Source organism: Aeromonas sp. BIGb0405, from assembly GCF_024807335.1.
Classification (GTDB): domain Bacteria; phylum Pseudomonadota; class Gammaproteobacteria; order Enterobacterales; family Aeromonadaceae; genus Aeromonas; species Aeromonas rivuli.
This window is the reverse complement of the sequence record NZ_JANUEP010000003.1, coordinates 142892-166868: the sequence shown is the minus strand read 5'-3', so window position 1 is coordinate 166868 and position 23977 is coordinate 142892. Positions and strand designations below refer to the sequence as shown.

17 protein-coding genes are annotated in these 23977 nt (G+C 61.2%); 14 read left to right on the top strand and 3 right to left on the bottom strand.

Translation table 11 applies throughout. The annotated features are described in order from the left end of the window. Positions 1-89: 89 nt before the first annotated feature. The 5 genes from M2366_RS09110 (at position 90) to M2366_RS09090 (ending at position 8264) form a co-directional block, all read left to right on the top strand. Entirely contained in the window at positions 90-2063 is a 1974-nt protein-coding gene (locus M2366_RS09110) for a biotin carboxylase N-terminal domain-containing protein (RefSeq protein ID WP_259269523.1), read from the top strand. Between the two features lie 76 nt (positions 2064-2139). Next, positions 2140-3105, top strand: a complete 966-nt coding sequence (locus tag M2366_RS09105) for a hydroxymethylglutaryl-CoA lyase (protein ID WP_259235998.1) — start codon at positions 2140-2142, stop codon at positions 3103-3105. Further along, entirely contained in the window at positions 3095-3529 is a 435-nt protein-coding gene (locus tag M2366_RS09100; RefSeq protein ID WP_259269522.1) for a MerR family DNA-binding transcriptional regulator, read from the top strand. The genes M2366_RS09105 and M2366_RS09100 overlap by 11 nt, the downstream gene beginning before the upstream one ends. 163 nt (positions 3530-3692) lie before the next feature. Next, positions 3693-6626, top strand: a complete 2934-nt coding sequence (locus tag M2366_RS09095) for a DUF748 domain-containing protein (RefSeq protein WP_259269521.1) — start codon at positions 3693-3695, stop codon at positions 6624-6626. Positions 6627-7667: 1041 nt separating this feature from the next. Then, positions 7668-8264: an acetate uptake transporter gene (locus M2366_RS09090; RefSeq protein ID WP_042042287.1), complete on the top strand. Its 597-nt coding sequence runs from the start codon at positions 7668-7670 to the stop codon at positions 8262-8264. 138 nt (positions 8265-8402) lie between these two features. Here the strand turns inward: M2366_RS09090 and M2366_RS09085 are convergent, their stop codons facing one another. Continuing rightward, positions 8403-9146, bottom strand: coding sequence for a zinc-dependent peptidase (locus M2366_RS09085; RefSeq protein WP_259236212.1), 744 nt, complete (start codon positions 9144-9146; stop codon positions 8403-8405). Positions 9147-9277: 131 nt separating this feature from the next. Then, positions 9278-9736: a GNAT family N-acetyltransferase gene (locus tag M2366_RS09080; protein WP_224430585.1), complete on the bottom strand. Its 459-nt coding sequence runs from the start codon at positions 9734-9736 to the stop codon at positions 9278-9280. Between the two features lie 266 nt (positions 9737-10002). On the opposite strand from M2366_RS09080, the gene M2366_RS09075 reads away from it, so the two are divergent. Next, positions 10003-11505, top strand: a complete 1503-nt coding sequence (locus M2366_RS09075; RefSeq protein ID WP_224430586.1) for a sodium:alanine symporter family protein — start codon at positions 10003-10005, stop codon at positions 11503-11505. A gap of 76 nt (positions 11506-11581) precedes the next feature. Here the strand turns inward: M2366_RS09075 and M2366_RS09070 are convergent, their stop codons facing one another. Continuing rightward, complete coding sequence (locus M2366_RS09070; RefSeq protein WP_224430587.1) at positions 11582-12388, bottom strand: crotonase/enoyl-CoA hydratase family protein; 807 nt, start codon at positions 12386-12388, stop codon at positions 11582-11584. 160 nt (positions 12389-12548) lie between these two features. On the opposite strand from M2366_RS09070, the gene M2366_RS09065 reads away from it, so the two are divergent. The 8 genes from M2366_RS09065 to M2366_RS09030 all read left to right on the top strand — a co-directional run bounded on the left by M2366_RS09065 (position 12549) and on the right by M2366_RS09030 (position 23932). Further along, positions 12549-14336 (top strand): putative nucleotidyltransferase substrate binding domain-containing protein, encoded by a 1788-nt coding sequence (locus M2366_RS09065; protein WP_259235995.1) that lies wholly within the window; start codon positions 12549-12551, stop codon positions 14334-14336. Between the two features lies 1 nt (position 14337). Then, positions 14338-14964 carry a 3'-5' exonuclease gene (locus M2366_RS09060; protein WP_224430589.1) on the top strand — a complete coding sequence of 209 codons (627 nt, stop codon included), beginning with the start codon at positions 14338-14340 and terminating at the stop codon, positions 14962-14964. Between the two features lie 107 nt (positions 14965-15071). Next, positions 15072-15383, top strand: coding sequence for a DUF485 domain-containing protein (locus M2366_RS09055; RefSeq protein WP_050720192.1), 312 nt, complete (start codon positions 15072-15074; stop codon positions 15381-15383). Continuing rightward, the gene (locus M2366_RS09050; protein ID WP_259269520.1) at positions 15380-17035 is read left to right on the top strand and encodes a cation acetate symporter; all 1656 of its coding nucleotides are present in this window, start codon (positions 15380-15382) and stop codon (positions 17033-17035) included. The genes M2366_RS09055 and M2366_RS09050 overlap by 4 nt, the downstream gene beginning before the upstream one ends. Positions 17036-17188: 153 nt before the next feature. Continuing rightward, entirely contained in the window at positions 17189-18781 is a 1593-nt protein-coding gene (locus M2366_RS09045; RefSeq protein ID WP_224430591.1) for an ABC-F family ATPase, read from the top strand. A gap of 683 nt (positions 18782-19464) precedes the next feature. Further along, complete coding sequence (gene focA, locus M2366_RS09040) at positions 19465-20313, top strand: formate transporter FocA (protein ID WP_224430592.1); 849 nt, start codon at positions 19465-19467, stop codon at positions 20311-20313. Between the two features lie 41 nt (positions 20314-20354). Further along, positions 20355-22637, top strand: coding sequence for a formate C-acetyltransferase (gene pflB, locus M2366_RS09035; RefSeq protein ID WP_310508866.1), 2283 nt, complete (start codon positions 20355-20357; stop codon positions 22635-22637). Positions 22638-22963: 326 nt separating this feature from the next. Beyond that, positions 22964-23932 carry a tripartite tricarboxylate transporter substrate binding protein gene (locus M2366_RS09030; RefSeq protein ID WP_224430593.1) on the top strand — a complete coding sequence of 323 codons (969 nt, stop codon included), beginning with the start codon at positions 22964-22966 and terminating at the stop codon, positions 23930-23932. Positions 23933-23977: the final 45 nt, after the last annotated feature.

The window sequence follows — 23977 nt, the reverse complement described above, 5'->3', positions numbered from 1 at the left end:
TGGCAGATGATCGCCAATCGTGGCGAAAAAACCGGGGTGCGCCTACTGCCGCTTTTCACCGTCGCCGTCTCATCCCCGGAGCAGATGCCATGACAGAGATAGTCCCCATCAAACGACTGCTGATCGCCAATCGTGGCGAAATAGCGGTGCGTATCATCAAGACCGCGCGCCGCCTCGGCATTCACACCATCGCCCTCTACTCGGATGCCGACCACCAGGCCATGCCCGTGCGTGAAGCCGACGAGGCCTGGTATCTGGGGCCGGCACCTGCGCGGGAGAGCTACCTCGACGGTGCCAAGGTGCTCGCCATCGCCAAGCAGGCTGGGGCCGACGCCATCCACCCCGGCTATGGTTTTCTCTCTGAGAGCAGCGATTTCGCCCTTGCCTGCGAGGAGGCCGGGATCCGCTTCATCGGCCCCTCGGCGGCCGCCATCCTCGCCATGGGGGACAAATCCGGCGCCAAAGCGCTGATGGAAGCGGCGGGGGTGCCGGTGCTGCCCGGCTATCACGGCGCAGATCAGAGCCTGCTCGCCCTCAGAGCCCATGCCCAGAGCATCGGCTTTCCCCTGCTCATCAAGGCCGCCAGCGGCGGCGGTGGCAAGGGGATGCGCCGGGTCGAGGCGCTGGCCGATTTCGATGACGCCTTGGGGGCGGTCAAGCGGGAAGCCCTGGCGGCCTTTGGCGATGACAATGTGCTGCTCGAACGCTACCTGGCCGGGGCAAGGCACGTCGAGGTGCAGGTGTTTGCCGACAACAGCGGCTACACCCTCTCCCTCGGGGACAGGGACTGCTCGCTGCAGCGCCGTCATCAGAAGGTGATCGAGGAGGCGCCAGCCCCGGATATCGCCCCCGAGCTGCGCCGCGCCATGAGCGACGCCGCGGTGGCCGCCGCCATGGCCATCGACTATCGCGGGGCTGGCACCATAGAGTTCCTGCTCTGCGAGGGCGCCTTCTATTTCATGGAGATGAATACCCGCCTGCAGGTTGAACACCCTGTGACCGAAGCGGTCACGGGTCTGGATCTGGTGGCCTGGCAGCTCGCCGTCGCCGAAGGACGCCCGCTGCCCCTGAGCCAACATCAGGTTCAGTTGCGCGGCCACGCGGTAGAGGCACGCCTCTACGCCGAGGATGTGGCCGCCGGTTTCCTGCCAGCGAGCGGCCCCATCCACTGGCTGCACTGGCCGACAGGAGTGCGCATCGATACCGGGGTGGCCGCGGGTGACGCCGTGAGCCCTTATTACGACCCCATGATCGCCAAGCTGGTCGCCCATGGCGAGCACCGCGCCCAGGCCCTGGCCAGATTGAGCGAGGCCCTCACGGCCCTGGAGATAGGCCCGCTGACTCACAACGGCGCCTTGCTGGCACGCCTGTGCCAGGAGCCGGACGTGCTGGGAATGCGCCACCATACCCAGTGGCCACTCCCCACCGATCCTCAACCTCTGCCCGAGCTCGCGGGGCCCCTGGCCACCCTCTGGCTCGCCCATAGTGCCGCCAGCAGTGATCCCTGGCACAAGGCGACCGGATTTCGGCTCGGACGACACCAGACCTGGACGGCAGCCGTGACCCTGGCTGGGCAACGCCATCAACTCACCCTGCACTCATCCGAGGGAAAACTGAGCTGGCAGGGCCAGTCGATCCCCTACGTCATGGCCGAGGATCATATTCGCCTGCAGTGGCAGGGGCGCTGGCAGCGCTACCCTGTCCGAACCTTGCGCCAGGGGGATCAACGCCAACCAGGTTTCGTGCTGACCCTGGCGGGACAACAGATCCCCTTCGGCCCGGCCCAGGAGCTGGCGCAACAGGATCACCACGGGGATGAGGCGAGCGGCAGGTCCGTCACCCTGGCCCCCATGCATGGCCTGGTGGTCGCCCTGCTGATAGAGGCCGGTCAAGCCGTGAGCCGGGGCCAGCCACTGCTGGTGCTGGAGGCGATGAAGATGGAGCACCAGCTGCGCGCCCAGCAAGATGGCGTCATCGCCGAACTGCTCTGCCGCGAGGGGGATCAGGTCAGCCAGGGGGCTCCCCTGGTGCGCTTTTTGGAGAGTACAGAGGCCGCCAGCTAGCCATGACAGGGCTCACAGCAGCCTTCTTGCCACCACATAGTGGTTGGCCGCAACCAGAGTCATAGAGGGGATCAGCATGACGCAGATAATGGAGCAGGATGACAGGGTCAGCCTGGTCGAGATGGGGCCAAGGGATGGCCTGCAAAACGAAGTGGTCCAGCTCACGCTGCCCCAGAAGCTGGCGCTGATCCGGCGACTCGGCGAGAGCGGCTTGCAGCGCATCGAGGTCGGCGCCTTTGTCTCCCCGAAACGGGTGCCCCAGATGGCAGACTCCGCCGCCCTGCTGGCCGCCCTGCCCCGGGGCGCCATGCCGGGCAGAGCGCCGGTTCGATATGGCGCCCTGGTGCCCAACCTGCAAGGGCTGCAGGGGGCCATCAACGCTCGGGTCGATGAGATTGGCCTGTTCACCGCCTGCACTGATGGCTTCACCCGGGCCAACATCGGCATCAGCGTGGAGGAGTCCCTGGTGCGCTTCGCCCCTCTGGTGCAGGAGGCGCGCCGTCTGGGCATCCGGGTGCGCGGTTATCTCTCCACCGTCATCGCCTGCCCCTTCGATGGCCCGACCCGTCCCAAGCGGGTGGCGGCCATGGCCGAACGGCTGCTGGATCTGGGCTGCCACGAAATATCCCTCGGGGACACCACTGGGGTCGGCACCCCTGGCACTGTGGTGCCCATGCTCGACGCCGTGCTGCGGGAGATCCCCGCCGGGCGCCTGGCTGTGCACTTTCACGATACCTATGGTCAGGCCCTGGCCAATTTGATGCCAGCCCTGGAGCGTGGCATTCGCACCATCGACAGCTCGGTGGCCGGGCTCGGCGGCTGCCCTTATGCACCGGGGGCATCCGGTAATCTGGCCAGTGAAGAGGTGGTCTATCTGTTGCGAGGGCTGGGCATGCAGACCGGGGTGGATCTCGATAGCCTCGCCGCCACCGGCCAATGGGTGAGCGAGCTGCTTGGCCGACCCAACGCCTCCCGGGTCGGTCGCGCCCTCGCCGCCCGGCGAGAGATGGACAACCACCAGGGGGGCTGCCATGTCAGATAATCACGCCGGCAAGGAGGTCACCTACAGCATCTCGGAACTGGCGCAGGAGTTTGACATCACGGCCCGCACCATTCGCTACTACGAAGATGAGGGGCTCATCTCCCCGACCCGGGAGGGCCAGAATCGCATCTACAGCCACAAGGACAAGATCCGCCTCAAGCTGACCCTGCGCGGCAAGCGCCTCGGCTTTAGCCTGGCCGAGATCCGCGAACTCTTTGACATGTATGACACCGACAGATCCAGCCGCACCCAGTTGCTCTCCATGGTTCAGCTCATCGAGTCCAAGCGCGAGGCGCTGCGCCAACAGCAAGAAGACATCCAGATGGTGCTGGCCGAGCTGGAAACCGCCGAGCGACGCTGCGCCGGGGCCCTCGATAATCTCGGTGATCAGGGGGATTGGGCCAGCTGGGCTGATACGCAATAAGAGGCGGGTAATTGCAGGCCTGGACCAAACGGACGTTGGACCGGCCTGCCTGCGATCCCCTGCCCCGAAGTGAAGAGCAGTAGGAGGCGATTGACACTGCCTATGGCCCTTAGCCCCAAGGGCATGTTATAGCTAGCGCGTCTCGCCCCTTCAGGAGAATTCGATGGCTCTGCCTTCCCGCCGCCTTGTGCTGTCGCTCATCGCCGGCCTGCTACTGCTGCTCTTCATCGGAGTCATCATATTGCTGTGGCAAGCCCCCGCCCTGACGGTGCGCTATCTGCCCGGCTGGTTGAAACAGGAGTATGGCCTCAACCTCACCCTGGGCAAGATCCAGGTCAATCTGCAACAACCCTCATTGACCCTGGGCCCCAGCGCCCTCACCGATGAGAACGGCAAGCCCCTGCTCAGCCTGGCCGAGCTCAGCCTCAGACCCGATTTCAAGGCTAGTTGGCACCAAAAGGGCCTGGTACTCACCGAGGCGACCCTGCTCGCCCCCAAACTGGCGTTGCAGCGGCTGGCCTCCGACCCCAAACAGCCAGGCACGCCCCGCTTCAATTTGACCGATGCCCTGAGCCAGTTGCTTGCCCCCTCCCCCAGGGCCGCCAGTGAGATACCCGGTTCTCCCCCCTTGTTCGAGATAGCCAGGCTGACGCTGCAGCAGGGCAGCCTGACTTATCGGGACAGCCGTCCCGCACAGGCCGATGGCTGGTTGCCGCCCCAAACCCTGACGGAGCTGACGCTCACCCTGACCCATCTCCGCTCGCTTCCCGATCAGAACACGCTCTACACCCTGGCCGCCAATCTCGGCAAGAGTCCGCTAAAGGCCGAGGGCAGTTTCAATTTGAGTGGCGCCAGCCAGGGCACTCTCAGCCTGGCCAAGCTGCCCCTCAAGGCTTTTGCCCCGCTCTGGGCCCCCTATCTGACGCTGGATTTGAACAAGGGTCAGGCCAGCGCCCGGGCCAGCTATCGCCTGACCCCGGGCAAGCAGGGACTGGATTGGCAACTGAGCAAGGGCAAGTTGACCCTGGATGGGTGGCAACTGACATACCCCAAGGGGGCAGAGTTTGCCCGCTTCACGCAACTGGCGCTGAGTGATATCAATCTGGATAGCCGGCAGCAACTGCTGAAAATTGGCACCCTTAACCTGCAGCAACCTGTGCTGCGCGCCGCCCTGGATGCTCAGCACAACCTGGACTTGAGCAAGATATTGGCGCCCCGGCTTGCACAGACGAAGCCCAAGCCCGCCACCACCAAGGGGGGCAAGGCCGCCAAGCCACAGAGCGCTCCCTGGCGCTGGCAGCTCGGCCAGATTGCGCTGCACAAAGGCAGTCTCAACCTGCTCGAATCGAGCAGCGGCAAGCCGCTGACCCGCGAGCTGACGAGCCTCGAACTGACCCTGAGCGGGCTCGATAACCGCCTGGGCAAGGCAAGCCCCCTCACCCTGAAGAGCAGCCTCAACCAGCAGACTCAGATCGCCTTCGAGGGCAAACTGACCCCCATGCCCTTCGCCCTGGAGGGGGAGATCAAGCAGCAAGGATTGCCACTGAGCTGGGCCCAGCCCTATCTGCAGGAGCGCGCCCGCGTCAAGGTACAAGAGGGAGTGCTGTCGAGCCGGCTCAAGCTCGCCCTCGCCACCAATGACAAGGGTGACCTCACCAAGTTTGACCTTGGCGGCGGGCTCGACATTGATGGACTCAATGTGTTGAGTCGCGCCGACAACCAGCGCTTGCTGCAGATAGCCCGACTCGAGCTGACCGGGCTCCACTATGAGGGATTAAGCCAGCAGGTGAAGATAGATGACATCTTGCTGCGCCAACCCTTTGCCCGCATCGAGATCAACGAGGATGGCACCACCAATGTTCAGCAGCTGATCTTGCCTACCCCTGCGGCTGGCAAGGGCTCAGCGACTACCCATGCAGGCCCGGAGCCTCGCTTGGTCATCGATCAGATCCGTGTCCAGCAGGGCAATCTGCGCTTTGCCGATCGCAGCCTGAGCCAGGAGTTCAATGCCGATATTGCCGATCTGAACGGTCAGAGCCGCCACATCACCAATATTCCCAACCAACGATCCGACATCGCCTTCAACGGCAAGGTCGACAAATATGCCCCCGTGACCATCAGGGGCGGCGCCAACCTACTCATCGATGAGCCCGAGCTGGACTTGGCCGTCGCCTTCAACAATCTGGAGATGACCAGCTTCAGCCCCTATTCCGGCACCTATGCGGGCTATGCCATCGACAAGGGGCAGCTCACCATGAAGCTCAACTATCGCCTGGTCGGTAACCGCCTGGAGGGCGACAACGACATCATCATCAAGAAGCTGCAACTGGGCGAGAAGATAGCCAGTGACAAGGCCAAGGATCTGCCGCTGGGACTGGCTGTGGCCCTGCTCAGCGATGCCAATGGCGTCATCAGGCTCAACCTCAAGGTGAAGGGCAACCTGGATCAGCCTGATTTCAGCCTGGGGAGCATCTTCTGGAATGTGCTGGGCAACACGCTGCGCAAGGCCATCACCTCCCCCTTCTCCCTGCTTGCCTCCCTCGCGGGAGGGACGAAAGATCTCGATGAACTCTCCTTTGCGCCCGGCGAGTATGAGCTGACACAGAGCCAGCAGAGCAAGCTGGCCAAGCTCGCCGAGGCGCTCAAGGCCAGACCCCAGCTCAGCATGAATATCCGCGGCAAGGTGAATTTCAATGAGGAGCGCCCCCTGCTGCAACGCCAGAAGCTGGAGCGGGTACTGGCCAGGATCACCGGCAGCCCGGTTGACCTGACCCGACTTGGCCAAGATGAGGCCATGCAGACCGCCCTGGCCCAGGCCTATCAGGATCGCTTCAAGGAGGATGTCGCGGCCCTGGCGGACCGGCTCGGCCTGGCGCTCACCAGCATGGCGCTGCGGGATCAGGCGGTTATCTTGCTGCGGGATCAGCAGCTCATCACCGCCAAGTCACTGCGCAACCTTGCCATGGCCCGGGCCCGCAACACCAAGAGCTATCTGGTCGAGACACAAGCCATTACCCCGGATCGCCTGTTCGTGCTCGACAGCCAGGTCAAGGAGACCGACAAGACCGCCAGGGTGGTGCTCACCCTGGATGAGTGAGCTGCCCCCCCGGCTGGGCAAACGCATTGGGGATGGCTCCTCTGTCTCTGCCCTTCACCCTGTGATGCCGGCAACCAGCGTGCAGGAGCGACTTGCGCGGCATCCCCGGCGACGCCTCCGCACGGGGTCCTCCTCTCCCGAACAGCCCCTTCTCCGGGATGGGTGTCAGGCCGTCTCTGAGCGAGGCCGCGCTGATGGCCAGCGTGAGCACCGCCTGCGACAGAGGCTCACACTCCCTTCAATGGGGGCTGAATAACCCCCGTTATCGCCAGCTGCAGCACCCGGTTCGTCACTGCCATCCCATCTCTGAGCCTGCCAATGCGCGGGCATGAGCCCCGTTCAAGTTGGCTTCACACGGGAGGTGCCCGACGCCGAACCGCCCCGAACTGCTGCTAAGCCGATTGAACCAGGGCTCTGTCACACTGTGTTTCAAACATGGTCATCAAACTCTGGTTTGATGGCATATTCGTTTGAAATGCAACCATCTCTTTGTCGGCTCGTGTGGAGACAATCCTGACGGCCCCGGACCAGTCAATGATCCCGGCAGCCCCAGTTGCCCTGCCTCGCCGGTTGTCGGAATGAGATCCCGTATCTCGAGAGAGACGACCCCACCTGGTGCCCTCACCTGCCGAGGCTAGCGATACCTGCGGCGGACACCGTACCTGGCATCTCATCAACAGTTGATGAAGAGAGTGGCCTCCTTGTGGCGGCGAGGGATGCGCTGCGGATGCTGCACTTGGCATCACATCAACGGCGCAGAGAGATAGCGACGCCCAACGGCCCCCTCCCCCGACCGACCAGACCAGATCAGGTCAGACCTGATGGCATCCAATCTGGTAATAAACACAAAAAAACAACCTGTTCCCTACCTTTTATTTACCAATTAACCACTGATTAGCCACGATTGAACCCTGCGCTGGTCTGAGTTGTAGTTTTTTTACTATTTAACTGCCCTTTCCCCTTGCGAGGGCGTGGAGCCCTGCCTAAAATCCCGCGTCCTTTGAACAACCCCCACACATTTTTGGAGAACACCACGTGAGCGTGAGCGAAAAACTGGCCAACCCTGCCCCCCTCGGTCTGATGGGCTTCGGCATGACCACTGTCCTGCTGAACATCCACAATGCGGGTTTCTTCCCCATCAGCGCCATGATCCTGGCCATGGGCCTGTGCTATGGCGGTCTGGCCCAGATCATCGCCGGTATCATGGAATACAAGCGTGGCAATACATTCGGCGTCACCGCCTTCATCTCCTACGGCACCTTCTGGTGGAGCCTGGTACTGCTGATGGTCCTGCCGGCGATGGGCCTGGCCGAAGCCACCCCCGCCGCCTTCATGGGTTGGTACCTGCTGATGTGGGGCATGTTCACCCTCTTCATGATGGTCGGGACAGTCAACTACCCGCGCGCCAAACAGTTCGTGTTCGCCTCCCTGACCGTGCTGTTCTTCCTGCTGGCTGCCCACAACTTCACCGGTAGCGCACTGATCGGTCACATCGCCGGTTTCGAAGGCATCATCTGCGGTGCCAGCGCCATCTACCTGGCCATGGCGACCGTGATCAATGAGCAGTTCGGTCGCACCGTATTGCCGATTGGCGATCACAAGAAAGCCGCCACCGTGCAGCTTAAAGCCGCCGCCTAAACGCCCGCAGGCAAGGGCCAGCCTCAGGTTGACCCTCGCCGGCGATGAAACACAGAAGGCACCCCCAGGGGTGCCTTCTTGCTATCTGTCGCTTGCCAACCGCACGCCTCTGCGCAGTCCGCTTCTCTTGTACGCGGACTAAGGTGACGGCGAATCCCGCTCCCCCTCGTCAGCCTCCGGCTGCCGTTGCAGGGGCTCCTGGCCATAGAAGCGGGTGAACAAGCCATACACCGCCGGGAAGGCGTGATGCAGCTGCCGGGGTTGGCTGAAGAAGAGCTCGCTGCACACGGCAAAAAACTCGGCCGGATGACTGGCAGCATAAGAGTCTATCAATGTCGTCTCCCCCCGCTCGCACTGGCCCTGAAGCTGGTCGAATGCCTGCTGGCAGGTGACGGCCCACTCAGATCCTGTCAAACCCGCTGGCAAAGGGGGCGCGCCGTCGGCCTCTCCCCCCAGCATGTCGAGCTTGTGGGCAAGCTCGTGGATGATGAGGTTATAGCCATCCCAATCACCGTCCTGCTGCAGCTCGCTCCAGGCCAGCACCAGCGGCCCCTGTGGCCAGGCCTCGCCGGCATTCTCCTCCTCCCACTCGCTCACCAGACCGAACTCGTCCTGCACCTGCTGACGGCGAGCGACGGGCTCGGGAATGATGATGATCTCATGAAAGCCCCGATACCAGTCGAGACTGAGCGCCAGAATGGGCAAGGCACCTTGCAGTGCCAGGGCACGCCGTTGACGCTCACTCAGCTCGACACCGAGCAGGGTCCAGCTCTTGCGCTCGAGCAGGCGGCGCGCCAGAGTCACCAACTGAGCCTGCTGGGCCTCACTCAAGCCATGGAGAATAGGGATGGCAGCAAACAACCCCTGCCACTCCTCCTCCATGGGTCTGCCCGGTGATTGGGCATCTGCGACGGCCTTGCACTGACTCGGTGCACCCAACAGGGTGCAGAGCAAGCGACTTGCCCTGATAGCTGACCACACGCTCGCCACTCAATACCTCGACCATTGGGATGTCATTGTGATAGCAGGGATTTGACGAAGCGCGTTGGCTTTTCCCGATAACCCTGCTGCTGATAGAAGTGATGGGCCCGCTCACGGTGCGGGCTGCTGGAGAGTTCAATCTGGCCACAGCCGGCCTCCCGAGCCATTTGTTCGGCGGCCGCCAGCAAGGCGGCCCCCCAGCCCTGACCGCGAGCCTCTTCATCGACCACCAGCGCCGAGATCAATGCCCAGCCTGGCGCCAGATGCAGAGGCCGCAACAGATGCAGCACCAGCACCCCCGTCACGCCGTGCAGGTTTTCACTCACCAGCACCTGTCGTCCGGGCTCCATCGCCAGCAGATCCGCCACCAGCCTGCCGGGTTCATCCCCATAGCCGAGCTGGACAAAGAGCCTCGCCATCACCTCCGCATCGGCGACCCCTGCCAGGCGTATGCCCTCACCGGGACCGATATCTTCCATCTGCTCGTTCATGATTGGCCTCAAAATTGCTATATCACTGCCAAGGCACTGTTTCAGGAGAAAATAACGCCGTTTCATCCCGTTAATCAAGCCGTGAAAAGCGCGCCACCATATCGAGTTCACAAATTGGCAACATTAACGCAAATTTCACTGGGAAGCGCCGAAGCAAGTCGATATGTTAAACGCCTCGGCCTATGCCGACAGCAGAAATGACTGAATAACAAAGATCGAGTGGGCAAAAGCCCGCCGGAAGTCTCACAACAAAGGAGTTGTTGTACATGAACGAGATCGTCAATGCCATCAATGGTGTGATTTGGAGCCCTGCGCTCATCTATCTGTGCCTCGGGGTAGGTTTCTATTTCTCCTGCCGCACCCGCTTCCTGCAACTGCGCCATATCAAAGAGATGGTGCGGTTGATGATGGATGGCAAGGCGACCGATGCCGGTGTCTCCTCCTTCCAGGCGCTGACCATGACCCTGGCAGGCCGAGTCGGGACAGGTAACATCGCAGGGGTGGCCACCGCCATCACCTTCGGTGGCCCCGGCGCCCTGTTCTGGATGTGGATGGTGGCCTTCCTGGGCGCCAGCTCCGCCTTTGTGGAGTCCACCCTGGGTCAGGTTTATAAAGAGAAGATCAACGGTGAATTCCGTGGTGGTCCCGCCTTCTATATCGAGAAGGGTCTGGGGATGAGCTGGTATGCCTGGACCTTCGCCATCGCCACCATCTTCGCCTGCGGCGTGTTGCTGCCTGGGGTGCAAGCGAACTCCATCGGCTCCAGCCTGCAGACCGCCTTTGATATTGACCCCAACGTCACCGCCGCCGGTCTGGCGCTGCTGCTGGGCTTCATCATCTTCGGTGGCGTCAAGCGCATCGCCCACTTTGCCTCGACGGTGGTGCCCTTCATGGCACTGGGCTACATCATTGTGGCCTGCGTCATCATCGCCCTCAATATCGGCCAACTGCCAGGTGTCATCCTGCTTATCTGGAAGAGCGCCTTCGGTCTGGATGCCGGTTTCGGTGCCATTCTGGGTCTGGCCATCATGTGGGGGGTCAAGCGCGGTATCTATTCCAACGAAGCCGGTCAGGGTACTGGCCCCCATGCTTCGTCCGCAGCGGCCGTGAGCCACCCGGCCAAACAGGGTCTGGTCCAGGCGTTCTCCGTCTACATCGATACCCTGTTTGTCTGCTCCGCCACCGGTTTCATGCTGCTTATTACTGGGCTTTATAACGTACAGGGTCCGGACGGCGCCGCCCTCTATACCGGCATCGCCGGCATCGCCGCAGGCCCTGGCTATGTGCAGACCGCCATGGAGAGCATGATGCCCGGCTTTGGCAACATCTTCGTCGCCATCGCGCTCTTCTTCTTCGCCTTCACCACCATCGTCGCCTACTACTACATCGCCGAGACCAACATTGCCTTCATCAACCGCAAGATCAATCGCCCCTGGTTGACCTTCGTGCTGAAGATTGGCTTGATGGCCGCCACCGTGTACGGCACCGTCAAGACCGCCGACTTGGCCTGGGGACTAGGTGATATTGGCGTCGGTCTGATGGCCTGGTTGAACATCATCGCCATCCTGCTGATGCAAAAAACCGCCTTCATCTGCCTGAAGGATTACGAAAGCCAGAAGGCTCAGGGAGTCGACCCCGTCTTCCACCCCGAGAAGCTTGGCATCAAGAACGCCGACTACTGGACGGGTCGCCGCTCCGAGCACAATCTGGAGCAGGAACATAACGGCCACGAATTCGAGCCAGACCGCGAGCCAGGTGCTAGCAAGTAAGCCCGATATTCACTCATCAAAATGGCAGCCTCGGCTGCCATTTTTCATGTTGTCTGCTGCCCGGCGTGGGCTCGGCTCAGTGCCGGTCACGGCGTGGCCCAAAGCGCAGTCGCCAGCCAAACAGCCCGTTGAGGGTGGCCCGCCACTGATTGGGGCGTCCCAGGATCTGCCTCTGCAAACGGGTCTCTTCGTTGAGCATCGTCTCGTCACTGTGCGCCCAAGCCTGACGGTAAAGGTGTTTGATCCCCGCCAGTGCATCCGGTGATTTACCCAGCAGGCTATTGGCGAAAGCACGGGCCTCGGCCAGGGGATCCTCGCAGACCCGGCTCACCAGCCCCAGCGCCTTGGCCTCGGGGGCCAGCAACTCGCGTCCGCTCATGGCAAGCTCCATGGCAGTATCGACGCCCATGAGGTTGCGCAGGGTGACGCTGCCGCTCATGTCCGGGATGATGCCCCACTTGATCTCCATCACCGAGAAGCGGCAATCCGGCGTGCTGAAGCGAAAATCGGCGCCCAATGCAATCTGCAGGCCGCCACCGAAACAGACCCCCTGGGTGACGACGATCACCGGCACCGACAGCTGACGCCAGCCATAGGCCACCCGCTGGGCCAGATTGGTCGCCTCGTCCGCCTCGCGCTTCAAGATATCCAGCGCGGCCAGCGGCTGCTTGAGCATGGCCTTCACATCCAGCCCGGCGCAGAAGCCGCGCCCCTCTCCGTGCAGGATCACGGCCCTCAGCCCGGGCATCTGCCGCAGACTCTGCAGCGTCTGATCCAGGGCCCTGAACATGGGCAAGTCCAACGCATTGAGCTTGTCTGGCCGGCTCAGCATCACCTCGGCGATGCCGTCCCGGATCTCCCATTTGACCCTTGGTTTATCCATGTCCCCTGCCCTCTCCTTAGTCGATACTGGTCATACCACCAAATTATCAGAGTGTTACCGACGGGTACAGGGAGGCGAGAGCCTCCGTGCGACTAAAGTCGGCTGGCCCCGCTCCGGCCGCTTTGTCAGACTGGCCTCACGCCCCCGGCCGAGACCCGCCATGACCATCTTGTTCAACTTCAGCCGCCCGCCGTTTGACTGCCTCGGGGAAGCGGCGCGCCAGCGGCTCGGACAGAGCCTCAGCATCTGTTACTTTCGGGCGGGCCAGACGGTACTGAACCCCGGTGAAGCCCCGCCTGGGCTCTATCTCGTCATCAAGGGGGCGGTGGAGGAGTCGAGCACCCACCAGTCATTCGGGGATTATGGCGAGGGGGATCTGTTCGACGTGCGCGCCCAGTTCGATGGCCACTGCCGCCATGGCTTCAGCGCCCTGGAGGACTGCCTCTGCCAGCTCATTCCCCGCGCCGTGTTTCAGGTGCTATGCACCGACAACCCCGATTTTGCCCACTACTTCACCGCCACCCTGACGGAACGCCAGCGCGAGCAGGATCGGCGCAGCCAACTCGGCCAGCAGAATCTGGCGGAATTCATCCTGACCCGGATTGAGCCCTGCCACCTGCAGCCACCGCTCCTCGTCGAGAGCCGACTCAGCCTGCTGGCCGCGACCGAAGCCATGGCCAGCCAGAGCAGCGATTGTCTGCTCTATCCCGCCGCCGACGGCAGTCTGAGCCTGGCAACCCGCAAGACCCTGCTCCATGCCCTGACTCTCAAGGGACTGCCTCTGACGGCGCCGCTGGTGGTACTGACTCCGGCGTCGCTGATCGGCCTAGCGCAAGGCAGCTATTTGTTCGACGCCCTGCTGCTGATGACCCGCCACCGCATCAAGCGGCTGGTCATCTGGCAGGGGCAGGAGGTTGCAGGGATACTGCACCTGACCCAGGTGCTGGGGCTCTTCTCAACCCACTCCCATGTACTGACCCTGCGCATCGCCCGGGCAGACAGCCAGGCCGCCCTGGAGGCCGTCGCCCGGGAACAACAACAGCTGACCCGCTCGCTATTTGCCCAGGGGATCCACACCGCCTTCCTGATGAGACTCATCGCCACCCTCAACGAGCAGCTGATCGCCAAGGCCTTCGCCCTGGTGATCCCCCCCGAGGTGCAGGATAAGGTGTGCCTGCTGATGCTGGGATCGGAGGGTCGTAGCGAGCAAATCCTCAAGACCGATCAGGACAACGCCCTGATCCTGCCCGCCAGCCTGCAGTGGCCAAGCCAGCAGGCAGACCTTGCCGCCTTCGGCGCCCTGCTGGAGCGGCTCGGTTATCCCCCCTGTCCGGGCCGGGTGATGGTCAACAATCCCGCCTGGGTGAAAGAAGCAACGCAATGGCAGCAAGCAATAGAACGGGCCTGCCTCGAGGCCAGCGAAGCCGACTTGCTCTGGCTCGCCACCTTGGCCGATGCCCAGCCCATCGCCGGTGATCGCAGCCTGCTGCCCCCCATCGCCCACAGGCTAAGGGAGCAGCTCGCCGATCGGCCCGATCTGCTGGCGGAGATGGCCCGCGCCGCGGTCGCCTTTCACACCCCCCTCACCCTGTTTGGCCGGCTGGCCCAGGAGCCCGAGGGGCTGGATCTCAAGCGCGGTGGCCTGTTTGCGCTGGTACACGGCATCCGCCTGCTGGCGCTGGAGGCCAAGATCCTGGAGACCTCCACCCTGGGTCGCATCGAGGCGCTGGTATCTGCGGGCCGGCTCAGCAGCGATTACGGCGCCAATCTGGCGGAGGCGTTTAGGCTCTTCGTGCGCTTGCGCCTGCGCAGCCAACTCAAGGAGGGCGACGATCGGGTGCGAGTGGCGACACTCAGTCACGGCGAGCGGGATCTGCTGCGCCATGCCCTGCATCAGGTGAAGAAATTCCAGCAGTGGCTCGGCTTGCACTTTCGTCTGAGGCAATAACATGTGGAATCGCTGCCGACGCCGTTGGATTGGCCGGGCTTTTCGTCACGGGGAGTTCGCCCCGCTCTTTGCTACGCCCCCAAAGGAGGAGTGGGTAGCCCTCGATCTCGAGACCACCAGCCTGGATCCCGCGCAGGCGGAAATCGTCGCCATCGGCGCGGTGCGTATCCAGGGTAACAGGCTGCTCACCGGCGAGGCACTCTCCCTGCGGGTGCAGGCGCCCGCCAGCCTGAGCGAACAATCGGTGGCGATTCACGGCCTGCGCCATCAAGATTTGCAGCAGGGCATGGCGCTGGAGGCCGCGCTGCGCCAGCTGTTGGCCTTCATCGGCCCACGTGAACTGGTGGGCTACCACATCGCCTATGACCTGCGCATCCTCAACCTCGCCTGCCAGAAACAGTGGGGGCTGCAGTTGCCGCAACGGGGGATAGAGGTGAGCCGGCTCTATCACGATCACCTCTATCGGCGCTACCCGGGTGCGGTCATCAATCTGCACCTGGCCGCCATCAGCAGCCATCTGGGGCTGCCTGCCCTGCCCGCCCACGACGCCCTGGCGGATGCCATCACCGCCGCCCTCATTTTCCTGCGTCTGCGCTTGGGTGGCCCCCTGGCTTATCCCAAAGTCTAATTGCCGATCAATAACATTTAATTCACATTTCCATTACATGAGCGGGCGTCCTGCTCGGTAGAGACATCCTTCATTCACAGCCGACATTCATGTCATGGAGAAATGCAATGGAACAGCAACGTTATCTGAGGATCCAGCAAGATCCTGTCTTCCAGGAGTTGGTCAGCAAACGCCAACGCTTCGCCTGGACCCTCTCCATCCTGATGCTGGGGCTCTACCTGGCGTTTATCCTGCTCATCGCCTTCGCCCCCGGCTGGCTCGGCACGCCGCTGAGCGAAGGCTCCGCCATCACCCGTGGCATTCCCGTCGGTGTGGGGCTGATCCTCTCCTCCTTCGTGCTGACCGGCATCTATGTGTATCGCGCCAACGGCGAGTTTGACGAGCTGAACAACAAGATCCTCAAGGGAGCCCAATCATGAAAGGCAAGTCTCTGCTGCTGCTCGGCAGCCTGATGTCCACTCCCCTGCTGGCGGCCGATGCGCTGACCGGCGAGGTGCAACGCCAGCCCTTGAACGTGCCGGCCATCGTCATGTTCGTGGCCTTCGTGGCCGCCACCCTGTTCATCACCTACTGGGCCTCCAAGCGCAACCGCTCGGCCTCCGACTACTATGCCGCCGGCGGGCGCATCACCGGCTTCCAGAATGGCCTGGCCATCGCCGGTGACTACATGTCTGCCGCCTCCTTCCTTGGCATCTCCGCCCTGGTCTATACCTCGGGCTACGACGGCCTGATTTATTCCATCGGCTTTTTGGTGGGCTGGCCCATCATCTTGTTCCTGATCGCAGAGCGGCTGCGCAACCTCGGCAAGTACACCTTCGCCGACGTGGCCTCCTATCGCCTCAAACAGACCTCGGTGCGCACCTTGTCTGCCAGCGGATCCCTGGTGGTGGTGGCGCTCTACCTGATCGCCCAGATGGTGGGTGCCGGCAAGCTGATCGAGCTATTGTTCGGCCTGCAATATCACATCGCCGTGGTGCTGGTCGGTATCCTGATGGTGCTCTACGTGCTGTTTGGCGGCATGCTGGCCACCACCTGGGTGCAGATCATCAAGGCGGTGATGCTGCTGTCCGGTGCCTCTTTCATGGCCATCATGGTGATGAAATCGGTCAACTACGACATCGGTGCTCTGTTCAGCGAGGCCGTCAAGGTCCACGCCAATGGCGCCGCCATCATGAGCCCGGGCGGCCTGGTGGCCGACCCCATCTCCGCCATCTCGCTCGGGCTGGCGCTGATGTTCGGCACCGCCGGCCTGCCCCACATCCTGATGCGTTTCTTTACCGTGAGCGATGCCAAGGAAGCGCGCAAATCGGTGTTCTACGCCACCGGCTTCATCGGTTACTTCTACATACTGACCTTCATCATCGGTTTTGGCGCCATCTTGCTGGTCAGCACCAACCCGGACTTCAAGGACGCCACCGGCGCCCTGCTCGGCGGCACCAACATGGCGGCAGTCCACTTGGCCGATGCGGTCGGCGGCAGCCTGTTCCTCGGCTTCATCAGCGCCGTGGCCTTCGCCACCATCTTGGCGGTGGTTGCCGGCCTGACCCTGGCGGGCGCCTCCGCGGTGTCTCACGATCTCTATGCTTGCGTGCTGAAGGACGGCAAAGCCAACGAAGTCGATGAGCTGCGCGTCTCCAAGATGACCACCCTGGTACTGGGTGTCGTCGCCATCGGTCTTGGCATCTTGTTCGAGAAGCAGAACATCGCTTTCATGGTGGGTCTGGCCTTCTCCATCGCGGCGAGCTGCAACTTCCCGGTGCTGTTCCTCTCCATGTTCTGGTCACGCCTGAGCACCCGTGGCGCCGTCTATGGCGGCTGGCTGGGGCTGGTGAGCGCCGTGACCCTGATGATCCTGGGCCCCACCATCTGGGTGAAGGTACTGGGTCACGCCGAGGCGATTTTCCCCTACGAATACCCTGCGCTCTTCTCGATGCTGCTGGCCTTTGTCGGGATCTGGTTCTTCTCGGTGACCGACAAGTCCCTGAACGCCAGCGAGGAACACCAGAAGTTCTTCCCGCAGTTCGTGCGCTCCCAGACCGGGCTCGGTGCCTCCGGCGCCAGCTCCCACTGAGAGGATTGAGTTTCTTGACAAGCCGGCCCTGGGCCGGCTTTTTTCATGACCCGTTCCCCCCATGCAATAGCGCCAGATCACAGTTCCTGCTAAAACTTTCGGCAGATCTGTGCCATAATGCGCGCCATTTGACAGATCAACCGGGACATTCCAGTGCTTTCGAGTAATAACATCACCATGCAGTTCGGCGCCAAGCCGTTGTTTGAGAACATCAACGTCAAGTTTGGCGGCGGCAACCGCTACGGCCTTATCGGCGCCAACGGCTGTGGCAAGTCCACCTTTATGAAGATCCTCGGCAGCGATCTTGAGCCCACTGGCGGTAATGTGAGCCTGGATATCAACGAGCGGATCGGTAAGCTTCGCCAGGATCAGTTCGCTTACGAAGAGATGCGCGTGCTGGACGTGGTCATGATGGGCCATGGTGAGTTGTGGGCCGCCATCGCCGAGCGCGATGCCATCTACGCCAACCTCGAAGCCACCGACGACGACTACATGAAGGCCGCCGAGCTGGAAGGTCTGGTCGCCGAGTATGACGGTTACACCGCCGAGGCCCGTGCGGGCGAGTTGCTGCTGGGTGCCGGCATCCCCATCGAGCTGCACAACGGCCCCATGAGCGAAGTGGCCCCGGGCTGGAAACTGCGGGTGCTGCTGGCACAGGCGCTGTTCTCCAACCCCGACATCCTGTTGCTGGACGAACCGACCAACAACCTGGACATCAACACCATTCGCTGGCTGGAGCAGGTGCTCAACGATCGTGAAAGTACCATGATCATCATCTCTCACGACCGTCACTTCCTGAACTCTGTCTGCACCCACATGGCGGATCTGGACTACGGCGAGCTGCGGGTCTACCCGGGCAACTACGACGAGTACATGACCGCGGCCACCCAGGCCCGCGAGCGTCTGATCTCCGACAACGCCAAGAAGAAGGCCCAGATTGCCGACCTGCAATCCTTCGTCTCCCGATTCAGTGCCAACGCCTCCAAATCCAGCCAGGCGACCTCCCGCCTCAAGCAGATCGACAAGATCAAGATTGAGGAAGTGAAGGTCTCCAGCCGTCAGAACCCCTTCATCCGCTTCGAGCAGGAGAAGAAGCTGTACCGCAACATCTTGGAAGTGGAAGGGGTTGCCAAAGGCTATGGTGAGGCGCCGCTGTTCAAGGATCTCAGCATGATGCTGGAAGTGGGCGAAAAGGTCGCCATCCTGGGTACCAACGGCATCGGTAAATCCACCCTGATCAAGACCCTGATGGGCGAGCTGGCGCCGGACAGCGGCACCATCAAGTGGTCCGAGAACGCCCAGATCGGCTACTACGCCCAGGATCACGCAGACGATTTCGACACCGATCTCAACGTGTTCGACTGGATGGCACAGTGGAAACAGGCCAACGAAGACGAGCAGGCGGTACGCTCCATTCTGGGTCGTCTGCTGTTCACCCAGGACGACATCAAGAAGCCGGTCAAGGTACTCTCCGGTGGCGAACAGGGCCGCATGCTGTTCGGCAAGCTGATGATGCAGCGTCCCAACATCCTGATCATGGATGAGCCGACCAACCACCTGGACATGGAATCTATCGAATCCTTGAACCTGGCGTTGGAAATGTATCAAGGGACCCTCATCTTCGTCTCCCATGACCGTGAGTTCGTCTCGTCGCTCGCGACCCGCATCATGGAACTGACCGAAAACGGCATCCGCGACTTCGGCGGCACCTACGAAGATTACCTGCGTACCCAAGGCGTGGTGTAACCTCACCCCGCTTTGCGATACAAAAATCCGGCGCCCAGTGCGCCGGATTTTTTATGGCCTTTTGTCGCGGTGCGGCAGCTGCGCAGCTCGACCCCCCCTCCCTCTCGCGGCTCATCGGCCCCACAGACCCGCCATCAGCAACGCTATAGAAGCGTGCCTCGCCCTGTCTGTCGCTGGCGTCTTCACCTCGACGCGCTCCTGCCCCATCAAACCTGGGACTTGATCAGCCCCATCGGAATGTTGTCGTCATGAGATCTTGCCCGGATCCGTGAGGAGGGCAACCCGCGCCCTGTGGGCGCTATGTAGCACCGAACAGGATAGTTGTCATATGTAACCGGTCTACTCTCGGCTATACTGGGTTTTCGCGCAGGCTCCCATGATAAAAACCAACAGAAATCACCTCTTTAGGGGGATCCTGAAAGCCGAGCTTAAAATGGGGACAGAGGCAAACGGCATAGCCAGGCTCATCCAAATTGTAATTTTATAACCTGACTAAAATCATTTAGTTATAAAAACATAATTTATATATCAGTTGAAACTACCAACTACCAGTGAAGGCCAGGGTAGCCATTAAAACTGTAGTAAAATTACATTCACAATCAGCCAATCTTGATCGGCATCAATTTTGGGGATCAACCCCTTTGTTATGATTTCCACAGGCAAAATTTGCAGGACAATGACAATTGAAAGCAGAATCCCCCTTTGACTGTCTCAAGCCCGAAGCCATAGCCGCACTGGCTGAAGACATCACCTATGCCAAGGCCACCAAGCCCGCATATAAAGTCATTCCCCTCGCCATCACCGCTGGCGCCTTCATCGCTCTCGCCTTCATCTTCTATATCACCGTCACCACAGGGGCAGGTGACATGGCCTGGGGCATGAGCAAGCTGATTGGCGGCCTCTGCTTCTCCATGGGGCTCATTCTCTGCGTCTTGCTTGGCGCCGAATTGTTCACCTCCACCACCCTGACCCTGGTGGCCAAGGCGGCCGGACGCATCAGCTGGGCGCAGCTGTTCAAGAACTGGGGCCTGGTGTACTTTGGCAACCTCATCGGCGGTCTGCTCATGGTGGCGCTCATCGTCATCTCGGCACAGTACACGGCCGACAATGGCCAGTGGGGGCTCAATGCCCTGAATGTGGCGCAGCACAAGCTTCATCACAGCTTCTTCGAAGCCGTGGCGCTGGGCATCCTCTGCAACTTGATGGTCTGTCTGGCGGTGTGGATGTCGTTCGGTGCCCGCAGTGCCACCGACAAAGTCATGGTGATGTTGCTCCCGGTGGCCATGTTCGTCGCCTCAGGGTTTGAGCACAGTATCGCAAACATGTTTATGATCCCGGTTGGCATCGCTATCCACGCCATCGCCAGCCCGGAGTTTTGGCAGGCCATCGGCCAGAATCCGGCGCAATATGCCGACCTGACCGTTTCGAACTTCGTCTTTCACAATCTGATCCCCGTGACCATTGGCAACATCATTGGTGGCGGCGTCATGGTTGGTCTGACTTACTGGTTTATCTTCCGTCGCCATCATTAAGGACGGCGACAGACACATAAATACCTTGTGAGGTAATGAAAATGGCAGAACGTAACGAGCAGTTCCAAGCAGCATGGGAAGGCTTCGCTCCTGGTGAGTGGCAGAACAGTGTCAACACCCGCGACTTCATCCAGAAGAACTACACCCCCTATGAAGGTGATGAGTCCTTCCTGGCTGGCGCGACTGAGGCGACCTCCAAGCTGTGGGACAAGGTCATGGAAGGCATCAAGATCGAGAACCGCACTCACGCGCCGGTCGATTTTGATACTGACCTGCCCTCCACCATTACCGCTCACGATGCCGGTTACATCGACCAGGGCCTGGAGCAGATCGTTGGCCTGCAGACCGACAAGCCGCTCAAGCGTGCCATCATCGCCAATGGCGGTATCAAGATGGTTGAAACTTCTTGCAAGGTGTATGGCCGCGAGCTGGACCCCATGGTCAAGAAGATCTTCACCGAATACCGCAAGACTCACAACCAGGGCGTGTTCGATGTCTACACCAAGGACATCCTGAACTGCCGTAAATCCGGCGTCATCACCGGTCTGCCCGATGCCTACGGCCGTGGCCGCATCATCGGTGACTACCGTCGTGTCGCCCTGTACGGCATCGACTTCCTGATGGCCGACAAACTGGCTCAGTTCAAGTCTCTGCAAGACGACCTGGAAAATGGCGTCAACCTGGAAGCCACCATCCGCCTGCGCGAAGAGATCTCCGATCAATACCGCGCCCTGGATCAGATGAAAGAGATGGCTGCCAAATATGGCTGCGACATCTCTGTACCGGCCAAAAACGCCAAAGAAGCGGTGCAGTGGACCTACTTCGCCTACCTGGCGGCAGTCAAGTCCCAGAACGGTGCCGCCATGTCCTTCGGTCGTACCTCCAGCTTCCTGGATGTCTACATCGAGCGTGACCTGAAGAAAGGCCTGATCACCGAGCAAGAAGCCCAGGAGCTGATGGACCACATGGTCATGAAGCTGCGCATGGTTCGCTTCCTGCGTACCCCTGAATACGATTCACTGTTCTCCGGCGACCCGATGTGGGCCACCGAGACCCTAGCGGGCATGGGCGTGGATGGCCGCACCCTGGTCACCAAAAACAGCTTCCGTATGCTGAACACCCTGTACACAATGGGCCCCTCCCCCGAGCCGAACCTGACCATACTCTGGTCCGAGAAGCTGCCGGTGGCGTTCAAAAAGTACTGTGCCAAGGTCTCCATCGAGACGTCTTCCGTCCAGTACGAGAACGACGACCTGATGCGTGCCGACTTTGACAACGATGACTATGCCATCGCCTGCTGCGTCTCCCCGATGATCGTCGGCAAGCAGATGCAGTTCTTCGGTGCCCGTGCCAACCTGGCCAAGACCATGCTCTATGCCATCAACGGCGGCATGGACGAGAAGCTCAAGATCCAGATCGGCCCCAAAACCGAGATGGTGACCTCCGAGTTCCTCGACTACAACGACGTGATGGACAGACTGGATCACTTCATGGACTGGCTGGCCAAGCAGTATGTCGCCGCCCTGAACATCATCCATTACATGCACGACAAGTACAGCTACGAAGCCTCCCTGATGGCGCTGCACGACCGTGACGTCTATCGCACCATGGCATGCGGCATCGCCGGTCTGTCCGTGGCCGCCGACTCCCTGTCTGCCATCAAGTATGCCAAGGTCAAGCCGGTTCGTGACGAAGATGGCGTGGCCATCGACTTCGAGATCGACGGTGAGTACCCGCAGTTCGGTAACAACGACGCCCGCGTCGATGACATCGCCTGTGACCTGGTCGAGCGCTTCATGAAGAAGATTCAGAAGCTCAACACCTACCGCAACGCCGTGGCGACCCAGTCCGTGCTGACCATCACCTCCAACGTGGTGTACGGCAAGAAGACAGGTAACACCCCCGATGGCCGTCGCTCCGGTGCGCCGTTTGGCCCAGGTGCCAACCCGATGCACGGTCGTGACCAGAAGGGTGCCGTTGCCTCACTGACTTCCGTGGCCAAGCTGCCGTTCGCCTACGCCAAAGATGGTATCTCCTACACCTTCTCCATCGTGCCGAACGCACTGGGCAAGGACATGGAGTCCCAGAAAGCCAACCTGGCGGGCCTGATGGATGGTTACTTCCACCATGAAGCCAACCTGGAAGGCGGTCAGCACCTGAACGTCAACGTGATGAACCGCGAGATGCTGCTCGATGCCATGGAAAACCCGGAGAAATATCCGCAGTTGACCATCCGCGTCTCCGGTTATGCCGTGCGCTTCAACTCTTTGACCAAAGAGCAGCAGCAAGACGTCATCACCCGTACCTTCACCGCCTCTCTGTAACAGAGTCGATGTGAACAAAAACCGGCGCCCAGGCGCCGGTTTTTTTATCTGTCGCTATCCAGCCGTCTCCCCTTCCATCTTTGATGCCCCAGTACCTGTGCCCCGTTCACCCATCCAACCCCATCCTTGCCATGGCGTGACTCGGTCGTTGCCGGACCAGTCCGCGAGTCCAAGACCCTGGCTGATCCCGCTAGCATGGCCCCGTCACACGCTGAAAACAGAATGAACAAAATAGCCACAAGAGCCTAAATAGCCATTTCGGTCACAATCTTTTCCAATGCACCACCCACCGTTAACCTTCCTGCAACAATCACAAGGAGAGCACCATGTTGCAAGGAACCTTCAAACGCACCCTGATCGGTAGCCTGCTCGCACTGAGCTTCGGCGCCCATGCCCAGATTGATGAACTTCACATCCTGATCCCGGGTGGTGCAGGTGGTGGCTGGGATACCACGGCCCGCGGCACCGGTGAGGCACTCACCAAGTCCGGCCTGGTGGAGACAGTCTCTTACCAGAATATGTCTGCCGGTGGCGGTGCCAAGGCGATCGCCCACCTCATCGAGACCTCGGCCCAGTCAGACAAGACCCTGATGGTCAACTCCACCCCCATCATCGTCAAATCCCTCTCCAAGGAGCTGCCGCAATCTTTCCGGGATCTGACCCCGGTTGCCGCCATCATCGCCGACTACCAGGCCCTGGCCGTCAAGGCGGACTCCCCCTATCAGAACTGGCCCCAGCTGCTGGCTGCCTATAACGAAAATCCCGCCAAGGTAAAAATTGCCGGTGGCTCGGCCCGTGGCAGCCTGGACCATCTGGTGGCGGCCCTGACCTTCAAGAATGCTGGCGCCGATGCCAGCCAGCTTCGCTACGTCGCCTATGATGCGGGCGGCAGCGCCATGGCCGCCGTGTTGGCCGGGGAAACTCAAGCCATCTCCACCGGATTTGGCGAGGCAATGGAGGCAGTCAAATCCGGCCAGATGCGTATCCTGGGGGTCACCTCGGACAAGCGTCTGCCAGGGGCCGATCAGGTGCCGACCTTCAGCGAGCAGGGCAACCCCACCGTCTTTGCCAACTGGCGTGGCTTCTTTGCCTCCCCCAGCATCAAGCCGGAGAAGTCGGCCGAATACGCCACCCTGCTCAAGCAGATGTATGACAAACCGGAGTGGGAAGCCGTCAGGACCCGTAACAGCTGGACCAACCTCTACAAGGCTGGCCCCGAGTTCACCGCCTTCCTCAATGCGCAGGAGCAGCAGATTGGTGGTTTGATGACAGAACTCGGTTTCATCAAGCAGTAAGTGCTGGTCAAGGTGGCGAATCATCATGGTCGCCACCGTTGTAGG